A 17,328-nucleotide genomic window follows, 5' to 3' on the forward strand; every position below is an offset into this window, starting at 1 on the left:
AGCAGGAGGATACATATCTAATGGAAACAATCAAACAATTTTTTCTAAAGTTTACTCAGACGACCCCGTTTGTGTTAGCAAACACGATGATCGTCATTCCGTATTTATTGTTTATGCATTTGCTTGACCCGAAGCAGTCTGTCACAGTGTTGCCGTTTGTGCTTTTTTATACTTTTCGAGTGACAGGTGTCTTTCTGATTCGCGGATTGTACCGCTCCATCGATCAGTATACGTTATTGATGGTTTCTCTTTTACTGGGGGGGATTGGGTCATTTTTGACGTTGATGGGTACAATTAATTTTGCGTTTTATTTGTTGGGAAGCATCTTGTGGGGGTTGAGTGCCTCTTGGCTGCCTCCTGCGAATACCAGCGTGACTTTCTATGAAAAATCTAAAGGGTATCAAACAATGAGCAATCAAGGTTATTTGATCGCCCTGCTTGTTTTGACACCGTTATTAGTTACTACAACATTGTCTTTTCCGATCCAAGCAGTCATCGTACCAAGTGTGGTTGCATTTTATTTTGTTTGTGCTTATCATACGGTGAAGCATTATCCACACTACGAAATGGATTTTAAAGAATTAACAAAGCATGTTTTCTCTGTTTCAGAATTAATATGGTTTCTGTTGTTTTTTATCGCACTCTTTCTATTGCGAAGCGGACGGTTATTATTTAATGAGTCTTTATTGAATCAAGGGATTCTATTATTTGCAGGCGTCTTTATTGCGGCAGTAGTTCTTATTAATCAGGTGAAAAACCGGTGGAAGCTTCCGCTTTGGCAAAATGCGCTAACGTTCCTTAATGGGATGTTGGGCAATTTCATCTTTTTATTTGGTGCTTTTTATATCGCAGTCTATAAAGGGACGGCTTCACAGGGCGTGTATTTGTTTCTGCCTTATCTTTTAGGGATGATCAGTTCGATCCTCTTTGCTGGCAAAATACGCCGCTCGTTCAACAATCCGTTAAAGGTGCAACTGGCTGGATTAGCAGCTGGATTGTTGCTGTTGAGTGTCCGTGTTCTGTTTCCATTGGCAATTCTAGTATTGACTTTTTTCCAAAGTGGAACGAGCGGTTGGCTGAATCGATTATTTTATGACACAGAAAGCATCGAGCAACAGCAGCGGCTCACAGCAAAATACTCTACATCCAATAAGGGAAGTATCACGCATCAGTTTATCTTGATGCTCTTGCTGCTTTTAACATTACGAATCAAACAACTGCCTATAGAAGATATTTTTTTACTGAGTCATTTGCATGGTTCGGATATTCTTATGACTATGGATATCGTTAAATTCAGCTCAATCATCATTCTATTTATTGGAGTCTGGCTAGTCGGAAGGATGGGGAAACATGCGTTTGATCATTGACGGCGATGGTTCGCCAGTAAAAGATACCACGATCGAAGTGGCTGAAGAATATGCTTTGCCAGTGGTTATCGTAACAAGTATCGATCACTATTCAAAAAAAGAATACCCAGCTTTTGTGGAATTCATTTATGTTGACCGTGGAGCAGATTCAGCAGATTTTAAGATTGTTTCGGTCATCCAGCCAGAAGATATCTTGGTCACACAGGATTACGGTTTAGCTTCTTTGACGTTGGCTAAAGCGGCGCATGTCCTGCATCAATCTGGGATGGAATATACGCAAATGAATATAGATGCCTTATTGACACAGCGTTTTATCGGAAGTAAAATGCGGCAAGCGAAGCAGCGTACGAAAGGACCGAAGCCTTTTACGAATGAGGATCGGGAACAGTTTAAAGAGGTCCTAAAAAGCTTGATTCAACAGACTTTAATGTAATCTAAATGATAAGGTTTGTAACACTTGTAAAATTTCTTTTTGGGGATTTTGATTTTTGTGCTAAAATATGAGGGATCAGAAAGTAATGGAGGATACTCAGTTGAAAATTATTTTACTTTATGGTGGAAAAAGTCCAGAACATGATGTATCAATTTTGTCGGCCTTTTCAGTAATTTCTGCGGTTTATTTTGATTATTATCAAGTACAACTTGTTTATATTGATAAGACCGGTCAATGGGTCAAAGGCCCGTTGTTGACAGAAGCACCAGAAACAGATGAGACGTTGCGCTTAACTTGGGACCCAACAGGGCATGAAGTTGAAGGGTTTAATGGCAAGGTCATTGCGCCTGGTGATATCAAAGAAGAGGATGCGATCGTCTTTCCAGTCTTACACGGACCCAATGGAGAAGACGGAACGATCCAAGGATTTCTTGAAACATTGGATATGCCATATGTCGGTGCGGGTGTTATGACAAGTGCCTGTGCTATGGACAAAATTATGACCAAATACATCTTGCAAGCGGCAGGAATCCCACAGGTTCCTTATGTGCCTGTTTTGAAAAACCAGTGGAAAGAGAATCCAAAACAAATTTTTGATAAATGCGAAGGCATGTTGCTATATCCAATGTTTGTAAAACCTGCAAATATGGGTTCAAGCGTAGGAATCTCTCGTGCTGAAAATCGTGAAGAACTGCAAAATGCATTACAAGAAGCGTATCGTTATGATTCTCGTGCCTTAGTGGAACAGGGAATCGACGCGCGTGAAATTGAAGTAGCAGTTTTAGGAAATACCGATGTGCGGACGACGTTACCAGGAGAAATTGTCAAAGAAGAAGCTTTCTATGACTACAATGCCAAATACATTGACAACACAATACAAATGGCTATACCTGCGGAAGCGCCGGAAGAGGTTATGCAAAAAGCAAGAGATTATGCTAAATCTGCCTATACCATGTTTGGCGGTTCGGGACTTTCTCGGATTGATTTCTTCTTGACGAACAAGAATGAATTGTTCTTGAATGAATTGAACACGATGCCTGGTTTTACTGAATTTAGTATGTACCCATTATTGTGGGAAAATATGGGATTGAAATACGGTGATTTAATAGAAGAATTGATTCAATTAGGCCTGAAGCGTTACGAACAGCAAGCCGCATTTGAATAGTCCGGCCGCTGTTTATCACTACTAGCAGAACTTGAGATCTTCTTCTTAAAGAGGCGGTCTCAAGTTCATTTTATCGTTTGGCTTGCCGGGCTAACTTTTGACGAATTGCTCAAAATTTAGTACGTTGGCAACGCCTATAGTCAGAAACAACATTTGGGAGGAACACCATGAATTTTACAACGACAATCATCAGCAAGGCCGTTCAAGGTGAAGTATTGGCGGAAAATGAGGTGACCGTTACTGGTGTCGAATTCGATTCACGAAAAATTGAAGCCGGTGATTTGTTCGTCCCATTGCAGGGAACGAATGATGGCCATACGTTTGTAAACAAGGCGATCGAAAATGGCGCAACGGCTACGCTATGGAGTCAAGATCCCGCAACTGCCCCTGAAGGGATTGCAGTGATCTTGGTCAAAGACACACTGTCTGCTTTCCAAGCGTTAGCGAGTTACTATTTACTGGAGGAAAATCCAGATGTGATCGCGATTACTGGTTCGAATGGCAAAACAACGACAAAAGATATGACTGAATCGGTCCTGAGTCAAACGTTTCGGACGTATAAAACACAAGGGAACTACAACAATGATATTGGGTTGCCTTACACAATTTTACATATGCCAGAAGGAACAGAGAAACTGATTCTTGAAATGGGAATGGATCATGCGGGTGAAATCAGTGTGTTGTCTGAACTCGCTGAACCGGATGTTGCTGCGATCACCATTATTGGGGAAGCGCACATTGAAAACCTAGGGTCCCGTGAAAAAATCGCTGATGCGAAAATGGAAATCACGACAGGATTAGCCTCAGATGGATTATTGATCATTCCGGCTGCGGAACCTCTATTAGAGGAGCGTATACGCTCTTTGCCTCAAACAATTGAAACATTTGGCATCCAAGCAGGCGATCTTTCTGCTACGATCCTAAATGAAGACAAAGGGGCAACCGTATTTTCGGTAGATGACAAGGGCTATCAAATTCCTCTGCCAGGAAATTACAATGTGCAAAATGCGCTGATCGCTATGGCAATCGGCCGCTGGTTTGGCTTGTCCAATGATGAGATATTTCAAGGACTAGCCTATGTACAGGTCACGCAAAACCGAACGCAGTGGCTGAAGGCTAGTAATGGCGCCGATATTTTAAGTGACGTATACAATGCGAATCCAACGGCGATGGGTCTAGTACTAGATACATTTGCCAAACTTCCGACAGGAGGCCGCCGCTTGGCTGTGTTAGCGGATATGCTGGAATTGGGTTCCGATTCCTTTTCTCTTCACACCAGTATGGTGGAGCATTTGAATGATCGTGATTTTCATGAAGTATTTTTATATGGTAATGACATAAAGGGATTAAAGGTGGCTTTAGCAGATCGTTATCCAGCTTTGGCTGTTCATTACTTCAACAAAGAAGAAAAACAGCAAATGATGGACGCTGTCAAAAAGAGTTTGCAAGCACAAGACAGTGTGGTTCTAAAAGGCAGTAACGGGATGGGCTTGATCGAAGTTGTTGAAACTTTGCAGTCGTAGTGAAAACTTGCAGAAAACGAAATGATGTGCTAAAATGAGCCATTGCCGAGAAATGAAGTAATGATTGAATGAGTCATCCAATAAATTAAAGATTCGCTAGCGAATGTTTCGCTGGCTTACCAATTATTTTTGAGAAGCGGTTGGGGCATTTTTCAGTTGAACGATGTCGCAGCCCCTTTTTGTGAGAGATGATCCTTCCGCCTGACTTCGCGGAGCGGTTTTTCGGTAGTATCGCCAAGGTCGGCAACTAAAGGGACCGTTGCAGACCAAACGCAGATACCAAACCACACGCTCTAAATGATAAGGTCAACAGACAATAGGAGGATATCATTTGAAATTCAAAGAATTAAAATTAGCACCAGAACTATTACTAGCGGTTGAACGCGCAGGATTTGAAGAAGCAACACCGATCCAAGAACAAACTATTCCTTTAGCATTAGCCGGAAAAGACGTTATTGGTCAAGCACAAACGGGTACAGGTAAAACAGCCGCTTTTGGCTTGCCAATGCTAGATAAAATCGATACAACGAAAAATGGGTTACAAGGTCTGGTTATCTCACCAACTCGTGAGCTTGCCATTCAAACGCAAGAAGAACTGTATCGTCTAGGACGCGACAAAAAGATTCGTGTACAAGCAGTTTACGGTGGCGCAGATATTGGCCGTCAAATTCGTGGGTTGAAAGATCGTCCACATATCGTTGTAGGAACACCAGGACGGATGCTTGATCACATCAACCGTCACACATTGAAATTAGAAACTGTTGAAACATTGGTCTTGGATGAAGCAGACGAAATGTTGAACATGGGCTTCTTAGAAGATATCGAAAAAATCATCAGTAAGGTCCCTGCAGAACGCCAAACATTGTTGTTCTCAGCAACAATGCCTGATGCAATCAAAAAAATCGGCGTGAAATTCATGAAAGACCCTGAACACGTGAAAATCAAAGCCAAAGAAATGACGGCTGATTTGATCGATCAATATTATGTTCGGGCAAAAGATTATGAAAAATTCGATGTCATGACGCGCTTGTTTGATGTTCAAACACCAGACCTAGCGATCGTTTTCGGTCGTACAAAACGCCGTGTAGACGAATTGGCTCGTGGCTTAGAAGCCCGCGGCTATAAAGCTGAAGGTATCCATGGCGACTTGTCACAGCAAAAACGGATGAGCGTATTACGTTCATTCAAACGTGGCGATCTTGATATTTTAGTAGCGACAGACGTAGCAGCCCGCGGCTTGGATATTTCTGGCGTTACCCACGTATACAACTACGATATTCCACAAGATCCAGAAAGCTATGTTCACCGTATTGGTCGTACAGGCCGTGCTGGTAAAGGCGGAATGTCTGTCACATTCGTTACACCAAACGAAATGGGCTACTTGCATGTGATTGAAAACTTGACGAAAAAACGCATGAACCCAATGCGTCCGCCAACCGAAAAAGAAGCCTTCAAAGGCCAATTAGGTGCAGCGATGGAACAAGTTCAAAGTCAAATGGAAGAAAATTCCGACAGCCTTGAAAAATACAATGAGTCTGCTAAAGAATTATTAGCGGCGTATTCACCAGAAGAGCTTGTTGCTTTATTGTTGAAAACGACAGCAAAAGATCCTTCAGATGCTGTACCAGTAAAAATCACTCCAGAACGCCCATTGCCTTCAAATAAAAAAGGCGGCTTCAATCGTGGCGGAGGAAAACGCAGCGGTGGAAATAACCGTGGCGGCGGCCGTGGCAAAGATAATTACCGTAAAGACCGTGGCGGTGATCGCGACCGTAATAAAAATAAAAACTACGGTGGCAACAAGCAACGCAGCAACAACAACAACAAAAATACAAACCGCAGCAATGATAAAAAACGTGGTTTCGTGATTCGTACGAACTCGAACGACTAATTATCAGCGACTATCAAAGCCATCAATCTTTTTGATTGATGGTTTTTTCTTGTTATGACAGACTTTGAAAAGATTCTTTGAAAAAAATCGTAGCATTTAAAGAAGTCTTTGGTAAAATAAGAGTGTTACTTGAAAGGGGTGAGGATTGCATGATTAAAGGAATTGGAATTGATGCCACAGAGCTTGAGCGGGTCGCCAAAATTATAGAACGTCGGCCGCATTTTGTGGATCGGATATTAACTCCGGCAGAACAGACCCTTTTTGCTAGCCATTCTCCCCATCGTCAGGTAGAATTTTTAGCAGGACGGTATGCATGCAAAGAAGCATTTTCTAAAGCTTGGGGAACGGGTATTGGAAAAGTTAGTTTTCAAGAGTTAGAAATTTTGCGCGATGATCATGGTGCGCCGGCCTTTACAAAATCACCTCACAAGGGAAACGTGTTTGTCAGTTTGACGCACACAGAGGAGCTAGCAATTGCACAAGTAGTGCTAGAGGAATAGAAAGAAGGACACGTACTTTATGGTTGTAACGTATCATCGACCTACGAGAGCTATCATACATAGGAAAGCAATGAAAGAGAACATCAAAAATGAAGTCGAACGGTTACCAGAAGGTGTTGAATTGTTCGCTGTTGTTAAGGCAGACGGATATGGCCATGGTGCGGTAGCGACAGCGCATGTTGCTTTATCTGCGGGTGCGACTGGTTTTTGCGTAGCGACATTAGATGAGGCGGTTGAATTACGGGAGGCAGGAATCACTGAGCCGATTTTAGTATTAAGTGTCGTGTTTCCAAGTTATTTATCGTTAGTCATTGATTATGATCTATCTATCACAGTCGCAACAAAGGACTGGTTGATCGAAGCACAAAAAGTGTTGAACGATCTAGAAGAAACAACGACTGCTCCAATAAAAATTCATATCAAAGCGGATACTGGGATGGGACGAATTGGGTTCTTGACAGCAGACGAAGTCAAAGAAGCGGCTGCGTTTATCGAAGCGTCCCCCGATATGATTTGGGAGGGATTGTTTACGCATTTCGCTACGGCTGATGAGCAGGACACTTCTTATTGGCACAAACAAGCAGATCGTTTCAATGGAATTATTCAAGCTTTGGCTCAGTTGCCTCGTTATGTTCATTCCAGCAATAGTGCGACGGCTTTATGGCATGACAAAGAAATGCCTGGAAACATGATTCGTTATGGGATCGGGATGTATGGATTGAATCCATCTGGACATGAATTACCTGAGACCTATCCATTAATCCCAGCAATGGAACTGGTTTCTGAGCTGATCCAAGTTAAAGAGCTGCCAAGTGGTGAAGGTGTTGGTTACGGGAAAACATACGATACGCCTGAAAAGGAATGGATCGGAACGGTGCCAATCGGCTATGCGGATGGTTGGGTACGGAAGATGCAAGGTTTTTCATTATTAGTTGACGGCGAATTTTGTGAAATTATTGGGCGTGTTTGTATGGATCAATTAATGATTCGTCTGCCTCATGAATTCAAGGTTGGCACAAAAGTGACATTGATTGGTAGGAACAACGGGCAAGAAATCACGATGCAAGACGTTGCGGATCATTTAGGAACGATTCATTACGAAGTATGTTGTATTCTTTCAGAACGTGTACCGAGAATTTATCAAGAGTAAGTATGAATGAAACTATTACGAAACTTTGGGAGGAAAATTATGGTTAAGCGTGGTGATATCTATTTCGCAGATTTATCGCCAGTGATTGGTTCTGAACAAGGGGGGATCCGACCAGTGTTGGTGATCCAGAATAATTTAGGCAATCATTTTAGTCCAACGATCATCATTGCGGCGATCACGGCTAAAATGGCAAAGCCTAAATTACCGACACATATTGGGATCAAATCAAACGGTACGGGGATCGAACGAGACTCGGTCATTTTATTAGAGCAGATTCGAACCATCGATAAATCTCGCTTGAAGGAAAAGGTTTGCCACTTGGATCGCTGTTTGATGGCAGAAGTGGATGCGGCTTTGCGTATCAGCGTTGGCATCGAGACGATGTCAGCAGTTACTACGAACCTTACATAAAAGAGCCAAATGTTAGTGATTTGCGGATCTAATTATTCTGCTTGGACGGAACTTGTGTTTTCAATCAGTTTGTATAATTAGGGACGTGTGTATAGTGGTATTATTTTTTACATTCGCTAAATATCAAGGATGCAACGATTCGTTGCGTCCTTTTTTTGTCCACTCAATGAATTGTCTACCGCTCCTTTGTAGCTGCATAGAAATATTTCGTTGTATACTATCTATAGAAGAAACATTGAGATGGGTGGGGGAAATCATGGTTGAGATCGGATCACAGCTTAGATATTTTCGGCAAAAGGAGAAAATGAGTCAGAAACAACTTGCGAACCGTTTGCATGTCACACCACAAACAGTATCAAAATGGGAGTTGGACAAAAGCGCGCCAGATTATGATCAATTGATTGCTCTGAGTAAAATTTTCCGTAAAAGTACAGATGCATTGTTGGGACAAGCCAAACCTCGTTTTTTGGATTATTTAACAGATCCGCGGAGTGTCGTAAGAGGTTTTGGATTGGATGGCCTATCTCTTTTAGAAGGAGGAGAAGAGCGTGGAAAAGATCAGGATACTCAATAAGTTATTGCTAGTCACGTATAATTTGGGCGGTTTGTGTTTGATCCTTATTGGACACATGAGAGGAATTGGTGCTCCTACTGGCTATATCCCGGCATGGTTGAAACTCATAACGATCCTCGTCTTTTCTACGATGATTTTGGCGCATAGCATCCGTTTTATTTTAGAGAAAAAAGTACAAAAACAGTCTGACATGTATTAAGTGTCAGACTGTTTTTTAGTTATCCTTGTGCAAAGACGATTTGATTAACCGTATCACTTAAACAGGTCTGCAAGGTAATGCGTTCCCCGCCGCCGGCTGAAGTAATATGGCCCCAATGATCCTGACCCGAATGAATATCTCGTCCGCTGTCGTCTACTTGGACTACGCCAGTTACGACATAGGATGCCGCGTTGCCCGCTTGATCAGTAACGGTGATGGATTGTCCTGCGCTGAGGGATAGGATCGCTGAAAAGACGCCTGGGTTATGTCCGATGAAATGAGTGTTTTGATTGTCACTGCCGGATTGTATTGGACTGCCGCCCCAAGTTGCTGCGGTACCGCCGCCATCAATAATTCCTTGCCCACTCCCCTGACCGGCATTTTGGTAAGGAAGAGAATAGCCTAAAAATGAAATTTGATTTGCGGGCATTGCGGGTGTCTCTGGTACCGTGGATTCAGTTGTCTTTGCTTCATGTGGCGTTTCTTGAGGTGGAACCGACGGCTGTGTATGGGATTGCTCTGGTTGAGGAGGTGCTTCTTGTGTTCTCTCACTGTCTTTTTGCTGCGTTTCAGTTGGTGTTGTTGTTTCTACTGGCGCTTGATATGAAGGCTCTGGAGCACTTGGTTTTGCAATGGACGATTCGTTTACTTGATTTGCCGCCGCTTTATTTTCGGTAGTTGCCTCTTCAACAATGATCGAAACTTTCCGCTCATCGTAATCTTGCTTATTTTTAGCACTCAGGGTCAACTCATAGTGTCCTGGCTTGCTTGCATCGATCGTATTAAAGGTCATTTTTATTGGACGGAGGTTTTCGTTAACCGCTTTGTAGTATTGGTAAGGGTGAAAGGAATCGGTTGGTACGATCGTAATGGTATCATCACCATGGATTTTTACTTGATTTTCCTGTGCCGTTTTGTCTTTAGGGGTCGCTTTCGCTTCAGCGACAGAAGAAAAATGGAAGGGACCAGCCAGTAATAAGAGACATACAATAACAACGGAAATAATGAATTGTTTTCTTCTGAAGATTTTCAAGAAAAACACTCCTTTTTCTTATTTGCCTAGATAATAAAGCAGGGCAAAAAAAGAAAAAATAAAAATAACATATTTATTAATATTGGTTGTTATTTGTGAATTTTAGTTAAATAAATACCGATATTTTTCCGTTTTCGTAGAGTTATTTTATGATATAATGACCAAGTAATGTTATAATCCAAAAAATGAAAAAATATTATCGTTTTTGAAGAATAATGACGATCGGCTTAGGAGGGGACTTTTGTGCGAAGATTACTTAAAAACACAACACAGCGGCGTCTAGCCATCATCGGTGTTTTAAGAGATTTAATAGGGTGGCAGAATCCAGAAATGATTGCAGATCTATTAGATTGTTCCGTAAAAACAATCTTATCAGATGTTGATGCAATCAATGATCATTGGGGAGAACATGTTGGCGTTGAGTATTCCCGTACGAATGGCTTAAGATTAAATGATGCTCTTCATAATAAGACGCGTCAGTTAGCGCGAGATTTGATGGATGAATCGGAAGCATTTACTTTTTTGGAAAGAATCTTCTTCCAGCCAAATGAGGATATGGATTACTGGATCAATGAATTATTTGTCAGTGAAGCGACCTTTTATCGAATGATCAAACAACTTGATAAAGTGTTGAAAGAAAAAGGACTTGTTCTTGAACGTAGACCATTTCGAATCACTGCGAAAAATGAAGGATGGGTACGTGTATTTTATGTGCAATTGTTTTTAGAGAAGTATGGTGTCAATGAGTGGCCCTTTAATTTGGAACGCGAGAAGATCATTGATTTTATCAGAGTTGCGACGCACTCATTCGATATGGATTACAACGATCGCGAAGTATTGGAGAGCAGTTACCTATTGGCAGTGATCATCGTGAGAGCTTCGCAGGGATTCGCTTTGACAGAACACGAAAAATTGGAGCTGGAACCGCCTATGATCACTGCGCTCTTGTCCCTACGGCCTATAGCAGATGAAACGGTGGAAGGTTCAGAATACATCGTGATAAAGGATTGGCATTATGAGGTCGCGAACAGTTTATTTTGTGCGTGTTTCATTAGCCGTTTTGATCCTAGTTGCGCGCTGACATTAAAATATTTAGAACTTTTTTTAGATGAGTTGTCAAAGTTTTATGGGTTGACGCTATCTGGCAAACGAAGGAAAAGCATGCTGCAAAAGCTTCTGCAAATTCAAGCAGCGTATCAAGTGTGTCCCTATCCGCGTTCAATCTTATTTGATTCAGCCGCTTACTTTTCTCGGAATGCGAAGGTACAGTACCCGCATTTTACTAAATGTATTCAACAGTTGCTTTTGAAAATGGAACGAACGACAGGCGATCCATGGTTCAGCCAATTTTATTTTTCAGTCTTAACGGTTCTCTTTAAAGAATGGAAGGGACTGGCGCATTCTCTGGATGTTCATTCATCGAAGGTCAAGATTTTCGTAGTAAGTGATTCTGGAGAGAGTCATGCGAATATGATTGCAGAACTGATCCGAAGCCGCTTTTATTATCGAGTCGTCATTGAGACGCATAAAGGTTCGGCATTGGATTTCCAGCACGACGAGAGTTTCAAAGCGTACGATCTTGTCATTGCAAACTATCCAATCAAAAATTATTCTTACAGAAACCTAAAAATTGTTGACGACTTTTTAACAGAAAGTGACCTATCCTCTATCGGAACATTTGTAAAAGAAATTCGTTAAAAAATAGTAGATCTGGCACGGGCAGAGGCGCGTTATTTTGACGAACAACGAACGTGGCAGGTGAGTGATCGTAACGAGAGATGACCATTTAGCAGGCAGAAAGAATCTTCCTAAAAGCGGGAGGGTTCTTTTTTATGAGAAAAGAGATGATTTATTAGAATTTTTGAGCAAAACTCTCTATACTATAGTAAGCAATTGTTAATGAAAGGACGTGAGTACGTGTTAAAAAAATTACTGGCAAATGTCGGTGAATATAAAAAGCAAAGTTTGCAAACGCCTCTATTTACAATGGGGGAAGTATTGATGGACGTGATCATGCCCTTGATCATGGCGGGATTGATCGATAATGGAATCGAAAAAAGTGATTCGAATACGATCCTGCGCTATGGCGGTTTGCTTTTTTTGTGCGCGCTAGTTGCCTTAGCAATGGGAACTTTGGGCGGGCGAACAGCGGCGATTGCTTCAGCTGGTTTTGCGAAAAATCTGCGCCATAATTTATTCGAACGCATTCAGAGTTTTTCTTTTTCAAACATTGATCGTTTTTCAAGTTCGAGTTTGATCACTCGTTTGACGACGGATGTGACCAATGTACAAAATGCGTATCAAATGGTGATCCGAATCTTGGTTCGTTCGCCCCTGATTTTAATTTTTTCGTTGGTGATGACGTTCCATATCAACCGAGAACTGTCCATGATTTATTTGGTGATTGTGCCGATCATGATCGTGGGGCTGGGCTTGATCATTCGTTTTGCCCATCCATTATTTGAAAAGGTTTTTCGGACATACGACCGTTTGAACAATGTCGTGCAAGAAAATCTTCAAGGGATTCGGGTCGTGAAGTCCTACGTCAGGGAAGAGCATGAAGAAGAAAAGTTCAGCCAAGTATCAAAGAAGGTCTATGATAATTTCACGAAAGCGCAACGGATCGTGGCATTTAATATGCCGCTTTTACAGATCGCAGTGTATACCTGTATGCTGCTGTTGTCTTGGTTGGGTGCTGAATTGATCGTAGACAAAGGGAATTTAACGACGGGTGAATTGGTCAGCATGTTCAACTACACAATGCAGATCTTAATGAGTTTAATGATGATGTCTATGACATTTGTGCAATTGATGATTGCTCGTACCTCTGCTGAGCGAATCACAGAAGTCTTGAGTGAAGAAAGTGATTTGAAAAATGGGGACCAGCCGTTAACTGAAGTACCGGATGGTTCGGTGGAATTTAACGACGTTTGTTTTAGCTACAAAGATGATATGAATAAATTAGTGCTGGAGAACATTGATTTGACCATTGCTTCTGGTGAAGTGATTGGGATCGTCGGGGGAACCGGCAGTTCGAAATCTAGTTTGGTTCAGTTGATTCCTCGACTGTATGATGTCACCCACGGGGAAATCAAGGTCGGCGGGCATGATGTACGCAGTTATGATTTGGAGACACTTCGAGATCAAGTCGGAATGGTTCTGCAAAACAATGTTCTGTTCAGCGGGACGATCACCGATAATCTGCGTTGGGGAGATGCGCGCGCCACTGAAGAAGAAGTCGTTCGTGCTGCGACGATCGCTCAAGCAGATTCATTCATCCAAGAGTTTCCAAATAAGTATGACACGATGATCTCAGAAGGCGGGAACAATGTTTCCGGCGGGCAAAAGCAACGCTTGACGATCGCGCGAGCATTGCTGAAAAAACCGAAAATTCTGATTTTGGATGATTCAACGAGTGCGGTGGATACAAAAACAGACCGTGCGATTCGTGAAGGCTTAGCCAAGGAAATTCCTGGGACGACAACTTTCATCATTTCTCAGCGAATCAGTTCGATCCAAGATACCGACCGCATCGTTGTTCTCGATGATGGGAAGATCAACGGTATCGGCACACACGAAGAATTGATGGAAAGCAATGTGATCTATCAGGAAGTCTTCAATTCGCAACAGAAAGGGTTTGGTGATCATGATGAATAAACGACCAGCACCCAAATCCGGTTCTGTAAAAACCATCAAACGTCTGCTGAAAATCATGGCAAAGGAACATAAAACACAGTTAGTGATCGTCTTTTTTATGATCTTGCTGAGTGCCTTTGCCAATGTTCGCGGCTCGTTGTTCCTGCAAGTCGTGATCGATGATTATATCACGCCGCTAGTTGGTCAGAACAATCCAGATTTCAGCGGGTTGTTAAAAGCAATTTCAACGATGGCATTGATTTATGTCGTGGGGATCATAGGAACACTCTCGTATAATCTGATTATGGTAAAGGTATCAGAAGGAACTCAGAAAAAAATTCGTGATCAGATGTTTGAGCATTTAGAAACGCTGCCCCTCAAATATTTTGATTCAAATGCTGATGGCGATATCATGAGTCATTTTACCAATGATACGGACACCTTACGACAGATGATCTCACAAAGTATCCCGAATTTGATGATGGCGCTCGTGACCTTCATCTCGGTCTTTATCGCTATGTTCTCATTAAGTATTCCTTTGACGTGTTTTGTAATTGTTTCTGTTTCTTTGATGTTTGTGATGTTGCGCTTCATTACCAACCGCAGCGGACGTTATTTCGGGGAACAGCAACGTTCGCTTGGGCGAGTCAACGGCTACATTGAAGAGATGATGCACGGACAAAAAGTAGTAAAAGTCTTCAATCATGAAGAAAAAGCGATGGAAGAATTTGATGTGATCAATGACCAGTTGCAGGAAAGTGCAGCTAAGGCCAACGCGACGGCGAATACTTTGATGCCGATCATGATGAACCTTTTGAACATTCAATATGTATTAGTTGCGATCATCGGCGGGCTGTTTGCGGTTTATGGTGTTTCTGCATTGACAGTCGGAATGATTGCTTCTTTCTTACAATTAAGCCGCTCGCTAAATGGCCCGATCAGTCAAATTTCGCAACAAATTAATTTCGTTATTATGGCATTAGCGGGTGCAGATCGAATCTTCCAATTGCTAGATGAAAAACCAGAAGTGGATGACGGGTACGTTACATTGGTAAATGTCAAAGAAGTGGATGGAGAATTCGTCGAAACTGCGGAACGAACAGGAATCTGGGCATGGAAACATCCTCATGAGGATGGAACGATTTCTTATGTTCGTTTGACAGGAGATGTCCGCTTTGAGGATGTTAACTTTGGCTATACAGATAATCATTTAGTTTTGCATGACATTAATCTTTACGCTGATCCAGGGCAGAAGGTGGCCTTTGTAGGCGCGACAGGTGCAGGTAAAACGACGATTACAAATCTGATCAATCGTTTTTATGATATTCAAGAAGGAAAAATCCGCTACGATGGTGTGAATGTGAAGAAAATCAAAAAGAATTCTTTACGCGCTTCGTTAGGGATCGTACTCCAAGACACGCACCTATTCACAGGGACCGTGAAAGAGAATATTCGTTATGGAAATCTGAGAGCAACGGATGAAGAGGTCTATCAAGCAGCAAGACTGTCCAATGCTGATACATTTATTCAGCATTTACCAGAGAAATATGAAACGGTCATCACTGGTGATGGCGAAGGATTGTCACAGGGACAACGGCAGTTGCTAGCCATTGCCCGTGCAGCCATCGCTGACCCGCCAGTAATGATCATGGACGAAGCGACGTCAAGTATCGATACTCGAACAGAAAGCATCGTGCAATCAGGCATGGATCGTTTAATGGAAGGCCGCACAGTATTCGTGATTGCCCATCGCTTGTCGACGATCCAAAATTCGGATGTCATCATGGTGATGGATCATGGACGAATCATTGAACGAGGAGACCATAACAGTCTACTGGCAGAAGGCGGCATGTATTACCAATTGTACACAGGAAAAGTGGAACTAGATTAGTGACTTTTTTCGGAAGTGTGACTTGCATTTGCAAGTCGCGCTTTTTTTTATCGAAAAAAATATCTCTTTTAAATGGATATGATTGGTACAAATCGGTGTATACCGCTAAAATGGAAAGAGAGATTTTTTAGAGAGGGTGTATATAATGAAGCGTTTTGCGATAAAAGACTACGGGGTAGCGAAGGATGTAATGATCACGATCGAAGCAGAGCCCCGAACCGTCGATGCGACCCATGTTCGTGTAGAAATACAAGCATTTGCGATCAACCCTTATGATATCGCGCTTCGGCAAGGTGCGATGCGTGCGTTTCAAACCGTGAAATTTCCTTACGTTTTAGGAAATGATGGGGCAGGCATCGTGACAGAAGTGGGCGACGCGGTCACGCATGTAACTGTGGGTGACGAAGTGATCGTTCATGCAGTCAGTGGTACTTACGGGGAAGAAATTGTCGTTCCTGGTAAAAAAGTAGTGAAGAAGCCCGCATCAATGACTTGGGAAGCTGCGGCTGGTGCAGTGACACCTTGGCTGACAACGTATAATCTGACTACTCATTTATTGAAGGATCGGATTGGCGAGACAGTAATGGTTCAAGGTGCCTCTGGTGCAGTAGGCTCATTGCTGGTTCAATTCTTAAAACATCAAGGAAAGAGGGTCTTAACTTCTGCCTCTAAACAAAATGAAGCACTTGTACGTCAGCTAGGTGCGGATCAATTCGCTGCTTACGATGAAGTGGATGCAGGAGAGGTATTTGCTGACATGGCAGATACAGTAATTGATGCCACTAAAGGTGGACGTGCCAGTGAGGCAGGAATGAAAATCATGAAGGCTGGAGGAAACTTCGTAGGGCTGAACGAGTTGCCAAAAGAGCAGAAGAAAGCTGGAAACTATGTTGCTTTCGGTCCATCCAAAGACTATTCAGATGCCGAAGCGTTAACTGCATTGACAGAACTTTCAGATGAAATTCATGTGCCGATTGCGGAGGTACGTCAATTCGATTTAGCCAATGTGATCGCAGCGCATGAAACCGTTGAGGGGCATCCCGCAGCAGGAAAAATCATTATTAAAAGGATGGAATGATATGGATCAACAAAAATGGCTGTTAGTAACAGCAAATTTTGAGGGAACGGAAGACTTAGCCGATGGTTATTATCGGTTGCGCACAGTAGAGGGCGGGGAGTATCAGCTGGCGTATTTAACGGCTGGACCTTGTGGTGACAAGCTGCCTCATCCGCAGGTGACCTTGCGCCAAGAAGGAAATCAAGTCCAACCAGTCCGTCTACGAGATTTAGAAACAAACCCAATCTTAAATTTATCCAAAGAAACGGGCGACGGCGAGAAGATCGAAGAGCTGACAGATCAGCTTTTAGACCGTTTCATAAAGATTAAAAACCTTAGTCTTTAAGCATTTCTTTAGTATTTCGCTGTTGAAAAGGGATACAATTATGACAAATCGTTAGGAATGTCAAAAAAGGTGATTTCAGGCACTCACTAGAATTGAAATTAGCCGAAATTCCATGCTACATTAGTTCAGCGAGAAAAAATAGTAGGTGAAAT

General features: G+C 42.3%; 16 protein-coding genes. 15 read left to right on the forward strand and 1 reads right to left on the reverse strand.

Annotated elements, in window-relative coordinates:
- Positions 1–20 precede the first annotated feature (20 nt).
- The 10 genes from IGI66_RS01655 (at position 21) to IGI66_RS01700 (ending at position 9,213) form a co-directional block, all read left to right on the forward strand.
- Positions 21–1,367 carry a hypothetical protein gene (locus tag IGI66_RS01655; protein WP_438847212.1) on the forward strand — a complete coding sequence of 449 codons (1,347 nt, stop codon included), beginning with the start codon at positions 21–23 and terminating at the stop codon, positions 1,365–1,367.
- The gene (locus IGI66_RS01660; RefSeq protein ID WP_114525294.1) at positions 1,351–1,800 is read left to right on the forward strand and encodes a YaiI/YqxD family protein; all 450 of its coding nucleotides are present in this window, start codon (positions 1,351–1,353) and stop codon (positions 1,798–1,800) included. Before IGI66_RS01655 ends, IGI66_RS01660 begins: the two co-directional genes overlap by 17 nt.
- 100 nt (positions 1,801–1,900) lie before the next feature.
- Complete coding sequence (locus IGI66_RS01665; RefSeq protein ID WP_010782018.1) at positions 1,901–2,965, forward strand: D-alanine--D-alanine ligase; 1,065 nt, start codon at positions 1,901–1,903, stop codon at positions 2,963–2,965.
- A gap of 167 nt (positions 2,966–3,132) precedes the next feature.
- A complete protein-coding gene (locus IGI66_RS01670) occupies positions 3,133–4,488 on the forward strand; it encodes a UDP-N-acetylmuramoyl-tripeptide--D-alanyl-D-alanine ligase (RefSeq protein WP_086305804.1) in 1,356 nt (451 codons plus the stop codon).
- A gap of 331 nt (positions 4,489–4,819) precedes the next feature.
- Positions 4,820–6,379 carry a degradosome RNA helicase CshA gene (cshA, locus tag IGI66_RS01675; RefSeq protein ID WP_176281376.1) on the forward strand — a complete coding sequence of 520 codons (1,560 nt, stop codon included), beginning with the start codon at positions 4,820–4,822 and terminating at the stop codon, positions 6,377–6,379.
- Positions 6,380–6,528: 149 nt separating this feature from the next.
- Positions 6,529–6,879 (forward strand): holo-ACP synthase, encoded by a 351-nt coding sequence (acpS, locus tag IGI66_RS01680; protein ID WP_086305802.1) that lies wholly within the window; start codon positions 6,529–6,531, stop codon positions 6,877–6,879.
- Between the two features lie 19 nt (positions 6,880–6,898).
- Entirely contained in the window at positions 6,899–8,029 is a 1,131-nt protein-coding gene (gene alr / locus IGI66_RS01685; protein WP_438847215.1) for an alanine racemase, read from the forward strand.
- Between the two features lie 39 nt (positions 8,030–8,068).
- A complete protein-coding gene (locus IGI66_RS01690) occupies positions 8,069–8,440 on the forward strand; it encodes a type II toxin-antitoxin system PemK/MazF family toxin (RefSeq protein ID WP_010782013.1) in 372 nt (123 codons plus the stop codon).
- A gap of 256 nt (positions 8,441–8,696) precedes the next feature.
- Positions 8,697–9,014, forward strand: a complete 318-nt coding sequence (locus tag IGI66_RS01695; RefSeq protein WP_288225782.1) for a helix-turn-helix domain-containing protein — start codon at positions 8,697–8,699, stop codon at positions 9,012–9,014.
- Positions 8,989–9,213, forward strand: a complete 225-nt coding sequence (locus tag IGI66_RS01700; protein WP_086305799.1) for a hypothetical protein — start codon at positions 8,989–8,991, stop codon at positions 9,211–9,213. Before IGI66_RS01695 ends, IGI66_RS01700 begins: the two co-directional genes overlap by 26 nt.
- Positions 9,214–9,232: 19 nt before the next feature.
- On the opposite strand, the gene IGI66_RS01705 is transcribed toward IGI66_RS01700, so the two are convergent.
- Positions 9,233–10,255 carry a sortase domain-containing protein gene (locus tag IGI66_RS01705; protein ID WP_438847218.1) on the reverse strand — a complete coding sequence of 341 codons (1,023 nt, stop codon included), beginning with the start codon at positions 10,253–10,255 and terminating at the stop codon, positions 9,233–9,235.
- Between the two features lie 234 nt (positions 10,256–10,489).
- On the opposite strand from IGI66_RS01705, the gene IGI66_RS01710 reads away from it, so the two are divergent.
- The 5 genes from IGI66_RS01710 to IGI66_RS01730 all read left to right on the forward strand — a co-directional run bounded on the left by IGI66_RS01710 (position 10,490) and on the right by IGI66_RS01730 (position 17,176).
- Positions 10,490–11,944 carry a helix-turn-helix domain-containing protein gene (locus tag IGI66_RS01710; RefSeq protein ID WP_314577407.1) on the forward strand — a complete coding sequence of 485 codons (1,455 nt, stop codon included), beginning with the start codon at positions 10,490–10,492 and terminating at the stop codon, positions 11,942–11,944.
- Between the two features lie 219 nt (positions 11,945–12,163).
- Positions 12,164–13,903 carry an ABC transporter ATP-binding protein gene (locus IGI66_RS01715; RefSeq protein WP_438847220.1) on the forward strand — a complete coding sequence of 580 codons (1,740 nt, stop codon included), beginning with the start codon at positions 12,164–12,166 and terminating at the stop codon, positions 13,901–13,903.
- Positions 13,893–15,773, forward strand: coding sequence for an ABC transporter ATP-binding protein (locus IGI66_RS01720; protein WP_438847222.1), 1,881 nt, complete (start codon positions 13,893–13,895; stop codon positions 15,771–15,773). The genes IGI66_RS01715 and IGI66_RS01720 overlap by 11 nt, the downstream gene beginning before the upstream one ends.
- 145 nt (positions 15,774–15,918) lie before the next feature.
- Positions 15,919–16,851 (forward strand): NADP-dependent oxidoreductase, encoded by a 933-nt coding sequence (locus tag IGI66_RS01725; protein ID WP_438847224.1) that lies wholly within the window; start codon positions 15,919–15,921, stop codon positions 16,849–16,851.
- Between the two features lies 1 nt (position 16,852).
- Positions 16,853–17,176 carry a hypothetical protein gene (locus tag IGI66_RS01730; RefSeq protein ID WP_314577400.1) on the forward strand — a complete coding sequence of 108 codons (324 nt, stop codon included), beginning with the start codon at positions 16,853–16,855 and terminating at the stop codon, positions 17,174–17,176.
- Positions 17,177–17,328 lie beyond the last annotated feature (152 nt).

Origin of the sequence: Enterococcus sp. AZ048 (genome assembly GCF_051715125.1) — a bacterium.
GTDB lineage: Bacteria > Bacillota > Bacilli > Lactobacillales > Enterococcaceae > Enterococcus_A > Enterococcus_A gilvus.

Coding starts and splice junctions, on each gene's coding strand:
- IGI66_RS01725 (WP_438847224.1), top strand. CDS start 15,919: ATGAAGCGTTTTGCGATAAAAGACTACGGGGTAGCGAAGGATGTAATG.
- IGI66_RS01660 (WP_114525294.1), top strand. CDS start 1,351: ATGCGTTTGATCATTGACGGCGATGGTTCGCCAGTAAAAGATACCACG.
- acpS (WP_086305802.1), top strand. CDS start 6,529: ATGATTAAAGGAATTGGAATTGATGCCACAGAGCTTGAGCGGGTCGCC.
- alr (WP_438847215.1), top strand. CDS start 6,899: ATGGTTGTAACGTATCATCGACCTACGAGAGCTATCATACATAGGAAA.
- IGI66_RS01720 (WP_438847222.1), top strand. CDS start 13,893: ATGATGAATAAACGACCAGCACCCAAATCCGGTTCTGTAAAAACCATC.
- IGI66_RS01695 (WP_288225782.1), top strand. CDS start 8,697: ATGGTTGAGATCGGATCACAGCTTAGATATTTTCGGCAAAAGGAGAAA.
- IGI66_RS01730 (WP_314577400.1), top strand. CDS start 16,853: ATGGATCAACAAAAATGGCTGTTAGTAACAGCAAATTTTGAGGGAACG.
- IGI66_RS01670 (WP_086305804.1), top strand. CDS start 3,133: ATGAATTTTACAACGACAATCATCAGCAAGGCCGTTCAAGGTGAAGTA.
- IGI66_RS01655 (WP_438847212.1), top strand. CDS start 21: ATGGAAACAATCAAACAATTTTTTCTAAAGTTTACTCAGACGACCCCG.
- IGI66_RS01690 (WP_010782013.1), top strand. CDS start 8,069: ATGGTTAAGCGTGGTGATATCTATTTCGCAGATTTATCGCCAGTGATT.